At 69.7% G+C, this 17317-nt stretch carries 23 protein-coding genes; 9 read left to right on the top strand and 14 right to left on the bottom strand.

The window, feature by feature from the left end:
* Nucleotides 1–83: 83 nt before the first annotated feature.
* Nucleotides 84–866 carry a 5'/3'-nucleotidase SurE gene (gene surE, locus ABEA67_RS16430; RefSeq protein WP_345467279.1) on the top strand — a complete coding sequence of 261 codons (783 nt, stop codon included), beginning with the start codon at nucleotides 84–86 and terminating at the stop codon, nucleotides 864–866.
* On the opposite strand, the gene ABEA67_RS16425 is transcribed toward surE, so the two are convergent.
* The 4 genes from ABEA67_RS16425 to ABEA67_RS16410 all read right to left on the bottom strand — a co-directional run bounded on the left by ABEA67_RS16425 (nucleotide 867) and on the right by ABEA67_RS16410 (nucleotide 3731).
* The gene (locus ABEA67_RS16425) at nucleotides 867–2075 is read right to left on the bottom strand and encodes a permease prefix domain 1-containing protein (protein ID WP_345467278.1); all 1209 of its coding nucleotides are present in this window, start codon (nucleotides 2073–2075) and stop codon (nucleotides 867–869) included.
* A complete protein-coding gene (locus ABEA67_RS16420; protein ID WP_345467276.1) occupies nucleotides 2072–2401 on the bottom strand; it encodes a PadR family transcriptional regulator in 330 nt (109 codons plus the stop codon). Before ABEA67_RS16420 ends, ABEA67_RS16425 begins: the two co-directional genes overlap by 4 nt.
* Before the next feature lie 106 nt (nucleotides 2402–2507).
* Nucleotides 2508–2741, bottom strand: a complete 234-nt coding sequence (locus ABEA67_RS16415) for a hypothetical protein (protein ID WP_345467274.1) — start codon at nucleotides 2739–2741, stop codon at nucleotides 2508–2510.
* Between the two features lie 54 nt (nucleotides 2742–2795).
* The gene (locus ABEA67_RS16410) at nucleotides 2796–3731 is read right to left on the bottom strand and encodes a LysM peptidoglycan-binding domain-containing M23 family metallopeptidase (RefSeq protein WP_345467272.1); all 936 of its coding nucleotides are present in this window, start codon (nucleotides 3729–3731) and stop codon (nucleotides 2796–2798) included.
* 68 nt (nucleotides 3732–3799) lie between these two features.
* On the opposite strand from ABEA67_RS16410, the gene truA reads away from it, so the two are divergent.
* Nucleotides 3800–4630, top strand: a complete 831-nt coding sequence (truA, locus tag ABEA67_RS16405; protein WP_345467270.1) for a tRNA pseudouridine(38-40) synthase TruA — start codon at nucleotides 3800–3802, stop codon at nucleotides 4628–4630.
* Here the strand turns inward: truA and ABEA67_RS16400 are convergent.
* The 7 genes from ABEA67_RS16400 to ABEA67_RS16370 form a co-directional block, all read right to left on the bottom strand.
* Nucleotides 4596–5393 carry a class I SAM-dependent methyltransferase gene (locus tag ABEA67_RS16400; RefSeq protein WP_345467268.1) on the bottom strand — a complete coding sequence of 266 codons (798 nt, stop codon included), beginning with the start codon at nucleotides 5391–5393 and terminating at the stop codon, nucleotides 4596–4598. The genes truA and ABEA67_RS16400 overlap by 35 nt on opposite strands.
* A gap of 90 nt (nucleotides 5394–5483) precedes the next feature.
* Nucleotides 5484–6368: an N-carbamoylputrescine amidase gene (gene aguB, locus ABEA67_RS16395; RefSeq protein WP_345467265.1), complete on the bottom strand. Its 885-nt coding sequence runs from the start codon at nucleotides 6366–6368 to the stop codon at nucleotides 5484–5486.
* A gap of 3 nt (nucleotides 6369–6371) precedes the next feature.
* Entirely contained in the window at nucleotides 6372–7559 is a 1188-nt protein-coding gene (locus ABEA67_RS16390; protein ID WP_345467263.1) for a GNAT family N-acetyltransferase, read from the bottom strand.
* Nucleotides 7544–8569, bottom strand: coding sequence for an agmatine deiminase family protein (locus tag ABEA67_RS16385; protein WP_345467284.1), 1026 nt, complete (start codon nucleotides 8567–8569; stop codon nucleotides 7544–7546). Before ABEA67_RS16385 ends, ABEA67_RS16390 begins: the two co-directional genes overlap by 16 nt.
* Before the next feature lie 101 nt (nucleotides 8570–8670).
* Entirely contained in the window at nucleotides 8671–9024 is a 354-nt protein-coding gene (locus ABEA67_RS16380; RefSeq protein WP_345467260.1) for a hypothetical protein, read from the bottom strand.
* Nucleotides 9025–9076: 52 nt separating this feature from the next.
* Complete coding sequence (locus ABEA67_RS16375; RefSeq protein WP_345467257.1) at nucleotides 9077–9337, bottom strand: hypothetical protein; 261 nt, start codon at nucleotides 9335–9337, stop codon at nucleotides 9077–9079.
* Between the two features lie 137 nt (nucleotides 9338–9474).
* A complete protein-coding gene (locus ABEA67_RS16370) occupies nucleotides 9475–10875 on the bottom strand; it encodes an RNB domain-containing ribonuclease (protein ID WP_345467255.1) in 1401 nt (466 codons plus the stop codon).
* Nucleotides 10876–11068: 193 nt separating this feature from the next.
* On the opposite strand from ABEA67_RS16370, the gene ABEA67_RS16365 reads away from it, so the two are divergent.
* From ABEA67_RS16365 to ABEA67_RS16350, 4 genes are all read left to right on the top strand, one after another.
* Nucleotides 11069–11944, top strand: coding sequence for a DUF4097 family beta strand repeat-containing protein (locus tag ABEA67_RS16365; protein ID WP_345467254.1), 876 nt, complete (start codon nucleotides 11069–11071; stop codon nucleotides 11942–11944).
* The gene (locus ABEA67_RS16360) at nucleotides 11941–12183 is read left to right on the top strand and encodes a hypothetical protein (RefSeq protein WP_345467251.1); all 243 of its coding nucleotides are present in this window, start codon (nucleotides 11941–11943) and stop codon (nucleotides 12181–12183) included. The genes ABEA67_RS16365 and ABEA67_RS16360 overlap by 4 nt, the downstream gene beginning before the upstream one ends.
* Nucleotides 12180–12815 carry a hypothetical protein gene (locus tag ABEA67_RS16355; RefSeq protein ID WP_345467248.1) on the top strand — a complete coding sequence of 212 codons (636 nt, stop codon included), beginning with the start codon at nucleotides 12180–12182 and terminating at the stop codon, nucleotides 12813–12815. Before ABEA67_RS16360 ends, ABEA67_RS16355 begins: the two co-directional genes overlap by 4 nt.
* A 78-nt stretch (nucleotides 12816–12893) precedes the next feature.
* Nucleotides 12894–13250 carry a DUF2089 domain-containing protein gene (locus ABEA67_RS16350; RefSeq protein WP_345467246.1) on the top strand — a complete coding sequence of 119 codons (357 nt, stop codon included), beginning with the start codon at nucleotides 12894–12896 and terminating at the stop codon, nucleotides 13248–13250.
* 81 nt (nucleotides 13251–13331) lie between these two features.
* On the opposite strand, the gene ABEA67_RS16345 is transcribed toward ABEA67_RS16350, so the two are convergent.
* From ABEA67_RS16345 to ABEA67_RS16335, 3 genes are all read right to left on the bottom strand, one after another.
* Nucleotides 13332–13901: a Uma2 family endonuclease gene (locus ABEA67_RS16345; RefSeq protein WP_345467244.1), complete on the bottom strand. Its 570-nt coding sequence runs from the start codon at nucleotides 13899–13901 to the stop codon at nucleotides 13332–13334.
* 4 nt (nucleotides 13902–13905) lie between these two features.
* Nucleotides 13906–14433 (bottom strand): GNAT family N-acetyltransferase, encoded by a 528-nt coding sequence (locus ABEA67_RS16340; RefSeq protein ID WP_345467242.1) that lies wholly within the window; start codon nucleotides 14431–14433, stop codon nucleotides 13906–13908.
* 78 nt (nucleotides 14434–14511) lie between these two features.
* On the bottom strand, nucleotides 14512–15177 hold the full coding sequence (locus ABEA67_RS16335) for a flavin reductase family protein (protein WP_345467240.1): 666 nt from the start codon (nucleotides 15175–15177) through the stop codon (nucleotides 14512–14514).
* A 30-nt stretch (nucleotides 15178–15207) separates the two neighbouring features.
* Here ABEA67_RS16335 and xseB point away from each other — a divergent pair, with 30 nt between their 5' ends.
* The 3 genes from xseB (at nucleotide 15208) to ABEA67_RS16320 (ending at nucleotide 17313) form a co-directional block, all read left to right on the top strand.
* Entirely contained in the window at nucleotides 15208–15444 is a 237-nt protein-coding gene (gene xseB, locus ABEA67_RS16330) for an exodeoxyribonuclease VII small subunit (protein WP_345467238.1), read from the top strand.
* Between the two features lie 75 nt (nucleotides 15445–15519).
* The gene (locus tag ABEA67_RS16325; RefSeq protein ID WP_345467236.1) at nucleotides 15520–16137 is read left to right on the top strand and encodes a lysophospholipid acyltransferase family protein; all 618 of its coding nucleotides are present in this window, start codon (nucleotides 15520–15522) and stop codon (nucleotides 16135–16137) included.
* Between the two features lie 291 nt (nucleotides 16138–16428).
* On the top strand, nucleotides 16429–17313 hold the full coding sequence (locus tag ABEA67_RS16320) for an ABC transporter substrate-binding protein (protein WP_345467233.1): 885 nt from the start codon (nucleotides 16429–16431) through the stop codon (nucleotides 17311–17313).
* Nucleotides 17314–17317: the final 4 nt, after the last annotated feature.

Below are 17317 nucleotides of genomic sequence, written 5' to 3'. Positions count from 1 at the left end.
GGGTGGAACAAACTTCACGACAATTCTTTTGTTCATGGCGTAATGCTAGCAGGGGGAGGGCAGGCTGCGCGCTAGCCTGGGGCATGACGCACAGACGGACTGCCCGGAAATCCATCCTGGTGGCGAACGACGACGGCATCTTTTCACCCGGCATCAAGGCGCTGGCCCTCGCCCTGGCCGACGTGGGCGATGTGGTGGTCGTCGCGCCCGACGTGGAACAGTCGGCGGTGGGGCACGGCATCACCATCCGCCGCCCGCTGAGGTTCAAGCACACCGCCTCGGCGGGCTTCGGGGAAATCCCGGCGTACCGGGTGGACGGTACCCCCGCCGACTGCGTGGTGCTGGGCGTGCATCTGCTGGGCCGGCCCGACCTGGTGGTCAGTGGCATCAACCTGGGGCCGAACCTGGGCGACGACCTGACGCACTCCGGCACGGTCGCGGCGGCCATTGAGGGGCTGGCGCTGGGGCTGCCGTCCATCGCCTTCAGCCAGCAGAGCGGGGCGGGGGGCGAGTACAGCTTCACGGCGGGCGCAGCCTACGCGGCCCGGCTGGCGCGCGAGGTGCTGACGCGGGGGCTGCCGCCGCGCGTGCTGCTGAACGTGAACTTCCCGGCGGGAATGCCCCGTGGCGTGCGCGTTACCAGGGTGGGCGAACACCGCTGGGAAGACACCATCGTGACCCGCCAGGACCCGGAAGGCCGCGAATACCACTGGGTCGCGGGGCAGAGCCGCGCCGCCGACGCCCACGACCAGACCACCGACTACGGCGCGGTGCAGGCCGGGTATGTCAGCGTGACGCCAGTGCGCCTGGACCTGACCGCCCGCGACCTGCTGGAGGAACTCGCGGAGTACGTGCCGGAGATGTAATCAGGGCTGCGTGTCGAGTTTGAGTTGGGAGGCGGGGACGGCGGGTACAGGAACGAGCTTCAGATTCCGCAGGTCGGCTGTGTCCACCCGGTAGAGGAGTGCGGCCGGCTGTTCCCCATCCCTAACCCGGAAGAACTCGGCGGGTGTGGCCACCAGGCGCGGAACGGCGGGCTGGCCGCCGCGCGACAGCGGCGCGGGAAAAGCGACCTGACCGTCCTGTGCGGCCCGCAGGGTAAAGTTGAGTCCCTTCCCCGTACTGGAAGGTTGACCATAGACGATGGCGTAGAAGGTCCCCGCAGCGCCTAGCACGGGAACACTGAGGGTCAGGATGGAAGGCGTTCCACTCTCGGGAAAGAACCCCATCTCTCGTATCTGGGCCGAGTCCGGTGCAGCAGATTTCAGCCCTCTGAACAGCTCATCCCAGATAAGCAAAGAGTAGAGGTTGGTGCTGTAGATAGGCTGGTCCGCAGTGCCCAGTCGCATCCGGGCCGGGCCAATTTCAAAGGTAGGATTCTTCAATCCGGTCAGGCGTAGGGGAACTTTGACCGAGTACAGTGCTTGCCCCAGCAGGCTGCCGACAGGGACATACCGCTCTCCCTTGATCTCCCGGTTAAACTCGTTGAGGTTGAGTGCCTGGGGTTCGCTGATGCCGGGGAACTTCAGGTGGAGAAAGGCGTCCGTGCCCTCCACCACCTGCACGCCTACGCCACCCGCTTTCAGCGCCGCAATCAAATCACTGAACTTCAACAGCTCATTGGGGCTGCGGGAATCACGGCAATGGGCCTCCAGCCGCTCGCGCCCCCCCGGTTTGGTCAGTTCAGCTTGCACCCACGCCCGCTCTGCTTCGGTCAGCCTCTGCAAAGTGGCAGTATCCAACTTGCAAGAGGACCGAGGGGCCAAGGGAGCAGCATTCACCGTCGGCACCTGCGCCAGCGCCTGCACCCCCAGCAGCGCCGCCATGCCCGCGAGGAGCGCCGCGTGGCCTGCCTGCGGCAGCGTGTGGACCTGACTCAGGTCACGCGCGATGGCGGAGGGGTCGCCCAGATCGCGCAGGGCGGCGCGGGTCGCTGCCGCCTCGTCCAGCCCCAGCAACCTGTACCGGTAAACCTTGTCCTCGACGGCCCCGCGCAGTTCCAGCCGCGCCTCGCGGGCGGCCTTGCCCCACAGGCCACGGGTCGCCCGCTTCAGGTACTGTTCCGTCTCCCTCATGCCTGGCCCCCGATCACACCGCGCACGGCGGCGCTGAAGCGTTCGTAGCGTTCGCGCTGGGCGCGGAGTTCCTGCTGGCCGCCAGGGGTCAGGGTATACACCTTGACCGGGCTGCCCCCGCGTGGCAAGACCTGAAACTCGCCCGCGATCCACCCGGCCTTTTCCAGACGGTGCAGGGCCGGATACAGCGTGCCCTCGCGCAGCGTGAAGTACCCGTCCGTGCTGGCCTGCACGTCCGCGATGATCTGCCCGCCGTAGCGCGGCCCCTGTTCGAGGGCGGCCAGCAGAAGCAGGTCGAGGTGGCCCTTGAGTTGCTGGGGGTCCATACCGGTTCTTTCCCTGACGGCCCGAAAAAGGCCACAGGCATCGCTTTCCGATGTAGAGGCATCGTAAGACAAGGTGCCTCGGAAAGCAAGGCCAGGAGTAAGCGGCTCAGCGCCCGTCCAGCACCTCGAACACCCAGGCCCGCACGCCGCCCGGCAGGGGCAGCGGGGGCACCTCTTCCGCCCAGCGGCTGGCGACGAGCGCGAGGCCGGGCTGGGCGGGGCTGACCAGCAGCTCGGCCCCCACGAAGCCCGGCAGACCCGGCAGCGCGTTCAGGAAGGCGCGCAGGTCAGCCTCGGCGTGTTCGCCGCGTGCCTCGGCGTAATGTACCCTTGCCGTCATGGCGACAGGGTACCGCCGGGCTGTCTGCTGATGGCGGAAAGCTGACCGCTCCCCTCAGTACAGCGCCAGGGGGTCCTTGGGGTTCCAGCGCATGTAGGTGCCGAAGTGCAGGTGGGGGCCGGTGCTGCGCCCGCTGCTGCCGACGCGGCCGATGGGCTGCCCCTGCACGACCCGGTCACCCGCCCGCGCGAGGTTGGCGCTGAGGTGGGCGTAGCGGGTGATCCAGCCGTCGGGATGCTCGACCACGACCGTCCAGCCCCAGCCCCGCTCGAAATCGGCGCGTGATTCCAGCACCCGCCCCGAGCGTGCCGCACGCACGATGGTCCCCTGCGGGGCCACGATGTCCACGCCGTAATGGCCCTCGTGTTCGCCGTCCAGCACGCGGTCGCCGTAACCGCTGCTGACGTAGTGGTACCCCGGCACCGGCCACAGCCACCCCGAGGCTGCTGGTACCGAGGAAACGCGGATGGAGGCCGTCCGCACGGCCGCCGCGGGTGTGCTGCGCCGCACCGTTCGGCTGCCTGCCGGACTCTCCGCCGCGCTCCCCGAACGAGGCAGGCGGGCAGCCACGTTGCGCCCCGGAATGTGAACGCTGGCCCCTGCCCGCAGGGGTCGCCCGGCCCCGAGTTGCGGATTGGCCCGCAGCAGTTGCGAGAGGCTCAGGCCATAGCGGTGGGCGATGCGAATCAGGTTCTCGCCGCTTTTGACGCGGTGGGCCGTGCCGGGCAGTTGCCGGTTGGGAATCCGCAGGGTCTTGCCCGCCTGCACCTGATTGGCATTTTTCAGGCCCGGATTCGCGTCCTTCAGGGCCGAGACGCTGATGCCGGCCCGCTGTGCAATCACGGTCAGATTGTCGCCGGGGCGTACGCGGTAGCTGGTGGCCGCACTTGCTAGACCTGCCAGCACCAGCGCCGCGGTGGCCAGAACGCGCCGGGTGGTGGGCAGCGCGCCTGTCTGCCCAGAAGAGCACCGGATGAGAACGGGGGTCACAATCCTTAGCATAATGGGGGAGGCGTGGCTGTTGTGTGAGGAATCCGTCTCCACGTTACCCTGCCCCCATGACTGGTGTGCCCACCTTTGCCCCCCCACCCGGTTTCCAGCGCCTGCGCCTGCTGCTGGCCTGGGACGGCGCGGACTTTGCCGGGTGGCAGGCCCAGCTCAATGCCCCCAGTGTCCAGGACACGCTTCACGCCGCGCTGCTGCGCCTGGGCGGGGAAGGAGCAGCCCGCCCCGTCGCCGCCGGGCGCACCGACGCGGGCGTTCACGCCGAGGCAATGCCTGCCCATGTGGACGTGCCGGAGAGCTTCCGCATCCCGCCGGAAAAGCTCGCGTGGGCGCTGAATGCCCACCTGCCACCCAGCGTGGCGGTGCTGGATGCCGGGCCTGCCCCCGCGGGCTTTCACGCCCGTTTCTCCTGCACCGAGCGGCGGTACACCTATCGGCTGTTGAATGCGCCGCAGCGGCACCCGCTCTGGGTGGGTCGGGTGCTGCACGTCCCCGGTCCGCTGGACATGCCCGCCATGAATGCCGCCGCCGCCGCCCTCGTCGGCACCCACGACTTCGCCGCCTTCGCCACCCGCGAGGACCGCCAGACCGTGCGGGAGGTGCGGGCGCTCGCCGTGTATCCCGGCCCCCCTGTTCCTGGCGGAAGCGTCTGGGAGGTGCGGGTCGCGGGTGAGAGCTTCCTGCGCCACATGGTGCGCGGGCTGGTCGGGACGCTGCTGCTGGTCGGCCAGGGCAAACTCGCCCCGGAGGCGGTGGCCGCCATCCTCGCCGGGCGGGAGCGCGCGCAGGCGGGGGCGAACGTGCCGGGGTACGGGCTGACCTTCACGGGGGCGAGCTACGGGGACAGGTTCAGCCCTGCCCCACCGCCAGCAGATGTGGGGTAACACCCAGCAGGGCCGGGTCACGCTCCATCAGACGCAGGGCGGCGAGCAGTCCTTCCCGGCGTTCCGCGTCGCGCATGATCTCCTCCGGGTCGGGCAGCAGGCTGGCCGGGCCTTCCAGAGCGTAGAGCGTCACGTCCCGGACTCCCGCTGCGGCCAGTTCCGCCTCCAGTTCATGCGGGTGGTGAAAATAGGCGGTGGTGAAGTAGCCGGGGCGGTGCTCGGGGTTCAGGTACTCCCCTCCGGTGTAGGCCGCCTCACGAATCGGGCGGAAGTAGGGTTCGCCGGGCAGACCTCGTGTGAAGTCGCCACAGATGGCGGCGGCGCGGGGAATACCCACCGCGACCAGCACGCCGCCCGGCCGCAGCACCCGCCTCGCCTCGGCCAGGGCCGCTGCGCGGTCGGCGGACCGGGTGAGGTGGTACAGCGGCCCCAGCAGCAGCACCGCGTCGGCACTCGCGCTCGCGTATGGCAGCCTGCGCGCGTCGCCCAGCGTGACGGAGGTGAGGCCCGCCAGCGTGGGGTCGGCCCGCACCCGTGCCACATGGCCCGGCATGGCGTCGAGCAGGTGCACCGCATGGCCGGCCTTCAGCAGCTCCCGCGCGTACACGCCCGTTCCGCCGCCCACGTCCAGCACCGCGGCGGGAGCCGGGGGCAGCAGCCGGCCCAGCAGTTCCAGCGTCCGCGCGAACTCCACCACGCCCAGCCCGCGCGTCAGGCGGTCGTGTTCGCGGTCCAGGCCGTAGTACGTGGCAATCTCATCCATACGGCAGGGTAGGGGAGGAGCCACAGGACGGCATCGGCCAGATGGCGAAGGGCCGGGCATCCTGCCACCCGGCCCCCCTGGCTGCTGCTGTTACCCCCGCCGCGTCACCCCGTCGGTCGTCAGCAGTGGGCCGTACAGTTCCGGGCGGCGGTCGCGGAAAAAGCCCATGCCGGCGCGGAACTTTCTCGCCTCCGCGAGGTTCAGGTCGTGGAGCAGCGCGCCTTCCTCCGTTTCCCCGAACTCGGCCACGATGTCGCCGGTGTAATCCGCGATGAAGGAGTGGCCGTAGTACGTCTGCGTCACGTCGCCCACCTGCTCGGTGCCGATGCGGTTGCAGGCCCCCACATAGGTAGAGTTGCTGACTGCATGGCCCTGCATGGCGCGCTGCCACATCTGGTGGCTGTTGGGACTCTCGACCTCGGCGGGTTCGGAGCCGATGGCGGTGGGGTACAGCAGGAAGTCCGCGCCCAGCAGCATCAGCGAGCGGGCCGTTTCGGGATACCACTGGTCCCAGCACACGCCCACGCCCACGCGCCCGAAGCGGGTCGGCCAGACCTTGAAGCCGGTGTCGCCGGGGTTGAAGTAGTACTTCTCCTCGTAGCCGGGGCCGTCGGGGATGTGGGTCTTGCGGTAGTTGCCCAGCAGGGTCCCGTCGGCGTCGATGCACACCAGCGAGTTGTAGTGCGCCTGACCGGCCCGCTCGAAGTACGAGAGCGGTAGCACCACGCCCAGTTCACGGGCCAGGTTCTGGAAGCGGCCGATGAAGGGGTGCCCCTCCACCGGATGCGCCAGCGCGAAGTAGTCCTCGCGTTCCACCTGGCAGAAGTACAGGTTCTCGAAGAGTTCGGGCAGCAGCACGACCTGCGCGCCCTGCCGGGCCGCGTCACGGACATGGGCCTCGGCGCGGCTCACGTTGTCTTCGAGCCTGTCGGTCACGTGCATCTGCACGACGGCGAGCTTGACATTCTGGGTCATCCCTTATCCTCCCTCAAATTCAGGCCCGCGCAACTTCAAGCCCAGGCGGCGGGCCACCTCGCCGCGCGGGCGGGTCAGGCCGCTGCGGGCGTCCATGTACTCACGGTACACGGGGTCGAAGGAGTGAATCAGGACCGCCATCACGCCATGTTCGTCGGTCTGGAGGCCCTGGATACGGAACCCCGCGCGCAGTTTGGGAATCAACACCGCGTTGTTGGTGGCGTGGTGGTGGCTGCGGACGAGGCGGTAGCCTTCCGCCCTCAGCGCGTCCAGCACGACCGGGAGCAGGCGGGTATAAAGGCCCCTGCCCCGATGGCCCGGCAGAAAGGCCGTGTTCACCATATAGGCCGTCCGCGCGTCCCACTGGCGCGAAAGCTGCCAGCCCGCCACCTCGCCCGCGTGCGAGACCAGCCAGGCGTATCTGGGCACGTCAGGGCTGGGGCGTAACGCGGGGGAGGCCCAGTCGAAGGACACGGACTGGTAGGCGGCGTCTTCCAGCCGCGCGTAGACGTTCCAGTACACCTCGTAGGGCACGCGCCGGAGGATGTACCCGTCTCCCAGGTCCAGGCCCTCGCCGTCCGTCTCCGGCACGGGGACGCGGGGCACTGCCGGTTCCGGCTCCTCTCCCGACGGCTCCAGGTTCAATCCCAGCCGCCGCGCCGTCTCGCCCGCGGCCTGCCGGAAGCCGCTGCGGACGTGCAGCGCTTCCCGGTACGGCCAATCTAGGCTGAGCGTGAGGGCCACGTTCAGGCCGCCCTCGTACAGGTTCAGCCCCTGGATGAAAAAGCCCGCGCGCAGCTTGGGGATGATGACGCGGTTATTCGTTGCCCGGTGGTGGCTGGTGACGAGGGTGTACCCGGCCTCCCGGTACACGTCCACCAGGTGCGGCAGCAGGCGGGAATACAGGCCCTGGCCCTGATGCTCGGGCAGAAGCCCGGTGTCGGCCATGTAGACCGTCCGCTCGTCACGCTGGTGGGCGTGGTGCCAGCCGACGAGTTCCTTGCCGCAGAAAATCCCCCACTGGAAGGTTTCGCCCAGCGGCGGCAGGGCCTTGACAGGCGGGTCGAAGGCATACCCCCAGTTCCCGCCGAAGATGCGGCCTTCCAGCCGAGTGCAGGCTTCCCGGTACGCCTCGAAGGAGATGGGACGGGCGCTGTAGCCACCGCCCAGCGGAATCACTCGCCCGACCACGGCTCCCCCAGCGGCTGCTGCTGCGTCAGGCAGTGGAAGGAACCGCCCCCCTCGATAATCGCGCGGCTGGGCAGGCCGATAACCTCCCGGCCGGGGAAGAGGGGGCGCAGGATGTCCAGCGCAGAAAGGTCATTGGGGTCGCCATACTGCGGCACGACCACGAACCCGTTGCCGATGTAGAAGTTCGCGTAGGTGGGCGGGAGTCGTCCCTCCGCGCCCTCCAGCCGCACGGCGGGCAGCGGCAGTTCCACGACGCGGAAGGGCTGGCCCTCCAGGTCGGTCATCCCCCGCAGGTCGGCCAGATTCTTCTGCATCACGGGGAAGTTCGCGTCCTGCTGGTCCCCGGCCACACTGGTCACGATGGTCCGCGGGTCAACGAAGCGGGTGATGGTGTCGATGTGGCCGTCGGTGTGGTCGTTTTCCAGGCCGCCGTCCAGCCACAGCAGCTTTTCCACGCCCAGCGTGTCGCGCAGCAGGGCCGCGTAGTCTGCTTCCGTCATTCCGGGGTTGCGCGTGTCGGTCAGGAAGCAGGACCGGGTGGTGAGGCCCACGCCCGCGCCGTTGACCTCCAGGCCGCCGCCCTCCAGCACCTCGGGGCGGTCCCAGTGGGGCATATCCAGGAACTGCGCCACGTACTCGGGAATACGGTCGTCGTTCTCCCACTCGAACTTGCCGCCCCAGGCGTTGAAGCGCCAGTTGACGAGGGATGTAGGTGGTGGGTTGTGGGTGGTGGGCTGGCCCTGAGTGATAAAAATCGGGCCGTTGTCCCGAATCCACGAGTCGTCCAGCGGGACGTGGTGGTAGGTGACGTTCGCGCCTTCCAGGCGGGCGCGGGCGTCCCGCTCGCTTTCCAGGTCGCGCACCAGCAGATGCACCGGCTCGAAGCGGGCAATCGTCCGCACCAGCTCCGCGAACTCTTCGCGCACGCCCGCGAGGTGGCCGAACCACAGCTCGTCGCCTTGCGGCCAGCTCAGCCAGGTGGCGGCATGCTGCGCCCATTCGGGCGGCATGGCAAAGCCCCGGTCGCGCGGGGTGGGGTCCTGCGGGAGGAAGTGGGAGACAGGCGGCGTGGTCATGCCTGTCATTAGACCAGACGACCCGCTGCGGACCTTCAGTCCAGCGTGAAGGTCAGCACCGGCCTGGGCTGGCCCCTCTCCGCGCGGGTGGCGGCAGTGAGGTTCAGCTTCCCGCCGGGCGTGTTCACGGCCTGGCCGGGCAGGAACAGCGTGTAGAGGCGCGCGGACGGCCCCTTGCGCACGAACACCTTCGCGGTGACGTTGCCCGCCAGGATGCAGTAGGCGCGGGGTGGGCAGCGGCTGTCGCTGAACCGGAGCAGCGTGATCTGCGCGCCGTTCGCGGTGGTGGTCTGCCCGGCGTGCAGGCGCAGCACATCCGGCCCCGGCGCGGCGGAGGCGGGGGAAAGCCCGGCCAGAGCCAGGGCCAGCAGCAGGAAGCGGGGGTTCATGTCAAAAATACGCGGCCAGGCGCGCGGGCGTTCCCGGCCCGCTCCAGCGCCCTCAGCCCAGCAGCGGCAGGTCGCCGGGGCAGGCCAGGGCGCGGAAGTGGGCGGCCTTGTCGGTCAGGCCCATCTGTTCGTAGCAGCCCGCCAGCTTCAGGGCGAAGAACTCCACGGCGCGGCAGTCCTCGCGGCGTTCGGCGGATTCCAGACACTCGCGGTAATGCAGCACCGCGAGGTGGTACTGCGCTCCCAGGGCAGCGTGTTCAGCTCGGCAGTGACTCATCCTGAGGGCAACAATGTCGGTGGGCACGCCGTTCATGGCCCTGAGTGTAAACAGGTCCGCCGCGAGATGAATGCAAGGTGAACCCGATTCTGGGAAAGGGGGGGCGGTGCGCGGGACGCGGTACGCAGTAAAGAGCTTTTCCCGCGCCCTGCGTACCGCGTCCCGCCTACCCCTTACCCCATCACCCGTGCCCGCACCGTCAGCGCCGGCAGATTCACGTCCGTCAGCCGGACCTTGAGTGGCGTGCCGGGGGCGGCGGGCGTGCTGAGGGGCAGGTCCAGGGCCAGGTCGGGAATCAGCAGCGTGGCCTGGGGACCGCGGCGGTCCACCACCACGGCGTCCCACTCGCGCCCCGGCTGGGCGGCGATAAAGCGCAGGGTGTGGTGCTTGCGGCTGAGGCGTTCGGCCTGGCGGGTGGCGTCGGCGTTCATCTGCGCCTGGGCCACGCGGGCGGCGACCTCCTTGCCACTCAGGGGGTCGCTGCCGGTCAGGTGCGCCCGCAATTGCTGATGCACCACCAGGTCCAGGTAGCGCCGCATGGGGCTGGTGGCCTGCGCGTAGAGGTCCAGGCCCATGCCGTGGTGCGGCCCCGGTGACGGCTGAAAGCGGGTGCGGGCCAGCGTCTTGCGGCGTGCCCAGTGGGCGGGGAGGGTGTCGCCCCGCACGTCCCGCGTGGGCGCGTCCTGGGTGGCGAAGGGCAGCGGCAGCCCGTGGTCGTCGGCGTAGATGGCGGCGGCCCACCCCGCCAGCGTCATGCACTCCTGCACCACCGCGCGCATCTCCGGCTTGGGGAGGGGAGAGACGGTCGCGCCCCCCTCGTCCGCCTTCACGCGCACCTCGGGCAGGTCGATGGTCAGCGCCCCTTCCCCCTCGCGCAGTTCGCGGCTGGCGCGGGCCAGGCGAGCGAGCGTGACGAAGGGTTCCTCGCCCGCCGCGAGCCGCTCCTGCGCCTGCGTGTAGGTGAGGCGCTGTACGCGCACGCGGGTCAGGTGTACGTCCACCGCGTCCGCGTTGCCGTCCGCGTCGAGGTCGAGCGAGATGGACAGCGCGGGCATGGTGTCGCGCAGGCCCAGGCCGGTGCGCTCCACCAGCGCGTCGGGCAGCATTCCGATGGTCCGGTCGGGCAGGTAGAGCGTCGCGCCGCGCGCGCGGGCCTCCTCGTCCAGCGGGCTGCCCGCCGGGGCGAGGGCGGCCACGTCCGCCACATGCACCCACAGCCGCGTGAGGCCGCCCTCCAGCGTCTCGACACCCACCGCGTCGTCGGGGTCGCGGTTGCCCTCGTCGTCGATGGCGTAGGCGGGGAGGTGGGTCAGGTCCAGCCGTTCTTCCTCCTGGAAGTCGGGCACGTCCAGCGCCACGGCCTGGAGGGTCGCGCCCAGGCGGTCGGCGTAGGGCGTGCGGGCCTCGTCCCACAGCCCCAGCCGCAGCAGCAGCGCGTGCGCGGCCTCGGGCGTCTCGGGCTGGCCCAGGTCACGCAGGGTGCGGGACTTCTCCTGTTTGCCCCGCGCGACGAGTTCCACCTCCGTGCGCTGCGCGGGCGTCAGTTCGGGAACGGCGGAAGAAGCGGCAGTCATGCCCTGAGGATACGTGGCGGAGGGAGTGCGGGAGGCTAGAAAGCCAGGTTTTACATTCTGGGTACTGGCGAGGGGGTAGAGAGGACCGATAGCGCTATCCATAGGGCCTCACCCCTCCCTACCTTCATTAAAAGGAAAGTAGGAGTTGACAGATTCGCGTTTCCATGTTTCTATTTGTTCAAAGGAGGAGCGCATGAATGAACACGTGGACGAGAACTTTCGCGCCCAGGTCGAGCGTCTGGTGGCCGAGGGCAAACTCACCCCCGAGGAAGCGGCGGGGCTGCTGGAGGGGACGGAGGTTCAGGCCGCCGGGTCGGAGCTGGCCCCCATGCAGGCGCACTACACGGCGGCCGGCGAGGACACCCCGCCCGACCTGCGGCTGGAGGTCAGCGGCTTCACGCTCCAGGTGGTAGAGGACACCAGCGTGGTCAGCCCGCAGCTGCATGTCAGCGAGGAGGACCGGCTGCTGCTGGAAGCCACGCCCCAGGGCTGGCGGGTGGCGCGGCGGCCCGAGCACCGGCTGGTGGGCTGGAGCAACCTCAAGGCCATCCTGACCGTGCCCTTTGTGCCCCGCCACGTCGCCGCGCGGGTGGAGGGGGGCAACCTGACGCTGCCCGACATCGAGGGTGAGATGCGGGCCGATGTGAACGGCGGGAATGTCCGCATGGGCCGCGCTGGAAGCCTCCACGCCGACGTGAACGGCGGGAACCTGAACGCTGCGGACATCACCGGCCCCGCCCACCTGACCGTCAACGGCGGCAACCTCACCCTGACCCGCGCGGACAGCCTGAATGCCAGCGTGAACGGCGGGAACCTGAAGTGGGCGGGCCAGCTCACCGGGGGCGATCACCGCCTGGAGGTCAACGCCGGGAATGCCAGCCTGCACCTGCTGCCCGGTAGCAGCGTCGCGCTGAACGCCGACGTGACGGTGGGGGCCTTCAAGGCCGACTTTCCCACCCGCAAGCAGGGCGGCTTTCTCAACACGCGCCACAGCGGCCAGGTGGGGGATGGGCAGGCCCGGCTCTCCTGCCAGGTGGCCGCCGGCCAGGTGAAGGTCGTGACGGCATGACGGTCCAGCACGTTTCGCTCCAGCCCGTCATGCGGGTCACGGTCTACCGGGGGCGCGGCTTCCGCATCCTTCGCCGCGTCCGGCTGCACGCCGAGCCGGCCCCTGCCCAGCGCCCTTCCTTCTGGCCGCGTCTCTGGGCACTGGTCTGGACGGGCGGCGACCTGGAGCAGCTTCGTGTGCGCCAGCAGCAGCGCGGGGTGCTGGAAGCCAGCCTGAACAGCCGAGGAGGTTTCCGGTGAAAGAGAAGGTCAAACGCCTGCTGGACCTGGTGCGCGCGGGCCGCCTGAGCCTGGAGGACGCCGCGCCGCTGCTGGCCGCCCTGCATCCCCGCCTGGCCCTGACCGAGAGTGACCGCGAACTGGTCGCGTCCCTGCTGGCGCGCGGCGAGCTGAACACCGAGCAGGTCGCCGAACACCTGCTGCTGCTGCGCGGCGTGCGCGACCTGCCCCAGCCGCCGCTCCCCCCCCGCGCGCCCCGCGTGGTGGTCGGTGGCCGTCAGGTTCAGGGCATGGACGGCTTCGTGGACCGCCTGACTGGAGGCATCGACAGTATGGTTGACCGCATTGCAGACAGCGTGGACCGCGCCATGGACGGCTCCGTCCCGCGTGCCACCTCAGGCCGCCCCGCTTCCGCCCGCATCCTGCGTGTGCAGGTCGAGTCCGCCGGGGGCGACGAGTACGCGGCCAACCTGCCCGTGAGCCTCGCCCCGCACCTGGAGAAACTGATTCCGCCGCACGGTATTCAGGCCCTGGAGGGCGCGGGCCTCAGCCTCGAAGCGCTGCAACTCCTCATCGAGGCCGACCCGCCCCCCGGCGACCTCATCAACGCCGAGGACAGCGCGGGCAACAGCGTGCGGATCAGCCTGAAATAAGGAGGCGGGACGCGGTGCGCGGTACGCAGTGGGGGCTTTTCCCGCGTACTGCGCACCGCCGACCGCGTACCCTGAACCATGCCCAGACCCCTCCCCCTCCCTTTCCCCGACGAGACGGAAGCCCCGCTGGTCACGGAACTGCGGTTCCCGACCAGCGGCGTGACCGTGCGCGGCGTCTTCGAACTGAACGAGTTCGCCATCCTGACGCCCGAGAATCTGGACTTCCTGCGCCTGTATATCCGCGTGCGCGGCAACCTCAAGGAGGTCGAGCGCGTGCTGGGCGTCAGCTATCCCACCGTGCGCGCCCGCTTCGACACCCTGCTGCGTGCCATCGGCTACGAACCCGAAGCTGCCGACCCCCAGGCCGAGGTCCTCGCCAGCCTGGAACGCGGCGAGATCACCCCGGACGAGGCGGCGCGGAAGCTGCGGCGGTAGGGGGGTGGGACGCGGGATGCGGTACGCAGTGCGCGGGAAAGACCCTCACTGCGTACCGCGCACCGCGTCCTGCTTCCCCTATCACGTCCCCTCCAGCACCCCGAGGTAAATCTCGTCCAGCGTCAGCGTGCGGCCCAGGCAGGGCACCTCTATCTCGCCGCTGCCGACGAGTTCCTGCAACTGCCACCCGCTTTCCTGCCGGCTGTAGGCGTATACCCGCCGTTCCTTCTGCTCCACGATGAGATACGTCTGGAGGCTGGGAATGGCGGTGTAGACGCCGTATTTCCCGAACCGGTCGTGGGAGGCGGTGCTGTCCGAGAGGACCTCCACCAGCAGGCAGGGGGAGGTTTCGGCGTCCTGGTCGCCGCTGTCTTGGTCACAGACGAGCATCACGTCCGGGTAGAAAAAGGAGCTGCTGTCCTGGGCGCGCAGCTTCATGTCGCTCTGGTACAGGCGGCAACCGGCGCGGATAGCGTCGGCGTAGAGTGTCCCCGCAATGTTCATGCAAATCAGGACGTGTGGTCGTCTGGCCCCCGCCTGAGCGTGCAGCGGGTACACGAACCCGCCGACATACTCGCGCTTGTAGGGGCTTTTTTCCTCCGTGCGCAGGTACTCCTCCATGCTCATCGCTCTGGGGGCGGGTTCGCTCATGGGCCTATCGTAGCCGGGTGAGGTCGTCCCAGACCAGACGCACTTCACGCAGCTCAGCGCCGCCGGGCAGGGCCACCACCTTCTCGCCCGCCTCGCGCCCGCCCTGCCGCGCGTACCACTGGCGGGTGGGGTTCACGTCCAGCACCCACAGGGCCAGGTTGCGCGCGCCGCCCGCCCCCAGTTCCCGTGCCAGCGCGTGCAGCAGCGCCCGCCCGAGGCCCTGCCCGTGCGCCGCTTGCAGGGCATAGAGGGTATACAGCTCGACGTCCACGCCGGGGTGGTCCCGTGCCGGGCCGCCCGAGGCGAAGGCGACCACCTCGCCGTCCTGCTCGGCAACGAGGACGAGTTCCCGCCCCTCCGCGAGCGTCCGTTCCCAGCTTGCTTGCCGCCGCTGCCGGGCGGCCTCATCCGTCATCCGCGCCAGGAAGTCTTCGGGCATCAACCCCATGTACGTCTCCCGCCAGCTCGTGGTGTGAATGTGCGCGAGGGCGGGCGCGTCGGGGGGCGCGGCGGGCCGGAGGGTGAACGGCATGGTTCAGGGTACGCGGGAAGCAGGGCGCGGTACGCGGGAAAAGCCCCCACTGCGTACCGCGTACCGCGCACCGCCTCCCTACTCCTTCCCTGCCTGCCACTGCGCGTAGCTCACCCGGTCGATGGTGAAGGTGTCCCGTGTGAGGGTGTACGTGCCCCGCCCCCCCATTCGCCCGATCAGGTCCAGCACCGCAGTGTCCACGTGGCGTTTCTGCTCGTCCAGCAGGGCGTCCGCGCGCAGGGTCAGGCCCAGCACCTCGCCCAGGATGACGCGGGTGCGGCCAATCTGAACCGTCTGGACCTCGCGGCATTCGAGGGCGGCGGGGCTGGCGGCGACACGCGGCACGCGGACCTTCACGCCCGGCGCGAGGGGTACGCCCAGCGTCTGGGCTTCGCCCATGCCGTGCGGAAAGTCGGTCGCGGTGGCGTTCATGAGGGGCGCGAGGTCGGCGCTGACCAGATTGACGGTGAACTCGCCGCCCGGGGCGATGTTCAGGGCAGTGTCCTTGGGCGTGCCGTCGGCGCGGTCGCCGGGGGCAAAGGCCACGACCGCCGGGTCGGACCCCATCAGGCCGAAAAAGGAATACGGCGCGAGGTTCACGTGCCCGTCCGCGCCCAGGGTGCCCACCCAGGCAATCGGCCGCGGCACGATCACGCCCGTGACCAGCTTGTAGCGGTCGGCGGCACTCAGCGCAGCGAAATCGAAGTGCCGGAACTCTGGGGATGGAAAGGCCGCAGGGGTCATGCCCCAGGGTAGCGGCGCTATCCTGCGGGGGTGCCGGACGCTTCCCCGCCCCTCACCTACCGCGAGGCCTACGCGCGGCTCTCGCGGATTGCCGCCGAACTCGAAAACGGGGAGGCCGACCTCGACCGCGTGCTGCCGCTGCTCGAAGAGGCCCGCGCCGCCTACGCCGCCTGCCGCGAGCGCATCGAGGCCGTGCGCGCGGTGCTGACGGAGGGCTGGACGGACGCGGACGAGGAAGACGACCCGGAGGCGCAAGAGGAGGACTGAAGGGGGACGCGGGAAGAACCTGGACCGCGCACCGCGCCCTGCCTCCCGCGCACCCCGCGGGCGTATCCTCGCCTCATGAGTGACGCCCGTCCCCCCGCTGCCTCCGCCCCGGCGGAAACGGCACGCATTCCGCACGTGAATCCCCTGGTGTACCGCGCGGTCGTGTTTGTCACCTCGCTGCCCGTGCTGCTGCGGGGGCACCGGTTCGAGGTGCATGGCCGCGAGAACGTCCCACCGCCCGGCACGCCGCTGATCGTGGCGGGGAACCACCGCACCAACCTCGACCCCTTTCTGATCGCGCGCAGTCTTCCGCCGGGCCGCTACCTGCAATTCATGTCCAAGAAGGAACTGTTCGTGCCGGTGATTGGCGACATCATCCGCGCGGGCGGCTCCTTTCCGGTGGACCGCACCATCAACGACCTGGGGGCGGTGCGCACCAGCCTGCGCATTCTGCAAGCGGGCGGCACGCTGGGCATCTTCCCGGAGGGCACGCGCGGCGGCGGCGAGATGCAGGGCGGCGTGGCGCTGCTGGCCCTCAAGGGCAAGGCCCCCATCCTGCCCGTGGGCCTCAGCCGCGAGGGCAAACGCTGGATCGTACGCTTCGGTGAACCCATCCCGCCTGCCGGGGGCATCAAGGCGTTGACGGCCACTCTGGGCGAGCGCCTCGCGGAACTCTCGCAGCCCGTGGGCTGAGGGGGGCCACATTGGGGCCGCCGTGACCGGGGCTATAGTGCGGCAGACGGCGCGGGGAAAGCCCGGTGAAAGGCCGGCACTGTCGCGCAACGGTGACTCCCCCTGTCCTGCCAGAACGGGCGGGAGAAGTCCGAACACCTGCCCCGTCCCGGCTTCCACGCCCACAGGCGTGGCCGCCGGTGGCCTGACCTCTCGCGGAATGGAGGACCCGCCCGGCCCCCGCGCCTGGACGCTCCTGCCGCCGCCCCCACCGGGCGGCCTTTTCCGTGCGGGCGGGCAGGAGGACTCCCCATGCAAAAGTTTCTGCCCCTCACCGTGCTGAGCCTGACCCTGGGCACTGCGACCCTGAGCCGTGCGGCGGGCGCGACCACCTACCCCCTCACCCTCACCGACGACCTGGGCCGCCAGGTGACGGTGAAGGCCGAACCGAGGCGCATCGTGAGCCTGCTGCCCAGCGACACCGAGACGCTGTGCGCGCTGGGCGTCTGCGACCGGCTGGTGGGGGTGGACACCTACAGCGACTTCCCGCAGCAGGTGACGCGGCTGCCGAAGGTAGGCGGCCTCTACGACCCCGACCTCGAAAAGATTGTCGCGCTGAAGCCCGACCTGGTGGTGGTCAGCAAATACGGCAAGCTGGAAGGCCCCCTGACCCGCGCGGGCATCACGGTGCTGGCCGTGAACCCCGAAACCTACGACGAGGTGTTCAGCAAGACCCTCACGCTGGGGCGCGTGGTGAACCGCGAGGCGCAGGCGAAACAGCTCGTGCTGAACATGAAACGCGACATCGCCCGCGTGGAAATTCTGACCCGCAATGCCACGCGCAAGCCCAGCACCTACCTCGAAATCGACCCCGCGCCCTACAGTGTCGGCCCGAACTCCTTCATCGGCGTGCTGCTGGCGAAGGCGGGGGCGCGCAACATCATCCCGGCCAGCATGGGCGACTTTCCCAAGGTGGACCCCGAGTTCATCGTGAAGGCCAACCCGGCGCTGATGCTGGGCCTGGACCTCAAGACGGCCCGCTCTCGCCCCGGCTGGAACTCTCTCCAGGCCGTGAAGACCGGGCGGGTGCTGCCCATCCCGAAGGAGCTGAACACCATCCTGGGCCGCCCCGGCCCCCGGTTGCCGGAGGCGCTGCGCGGGCTGGCGCGGCTGGTTCACCCGGAACTGTTCCGGTGAGTGG

Source organism: Deinococcus carri, from assembly GCF_039545055.1.
In the GTDB taxonomy this organism is placed as follows: domain Bacteria; phylum Deinococcota; class Deinococci; order Deinococcales; family Deinococcaceae; genus Deinococcus; species Deinococcus carri.
Note: the sequence above shows the minus strand (reverse complement) of the source record. Positions and strands in the feature narration are given on the sequence as shown.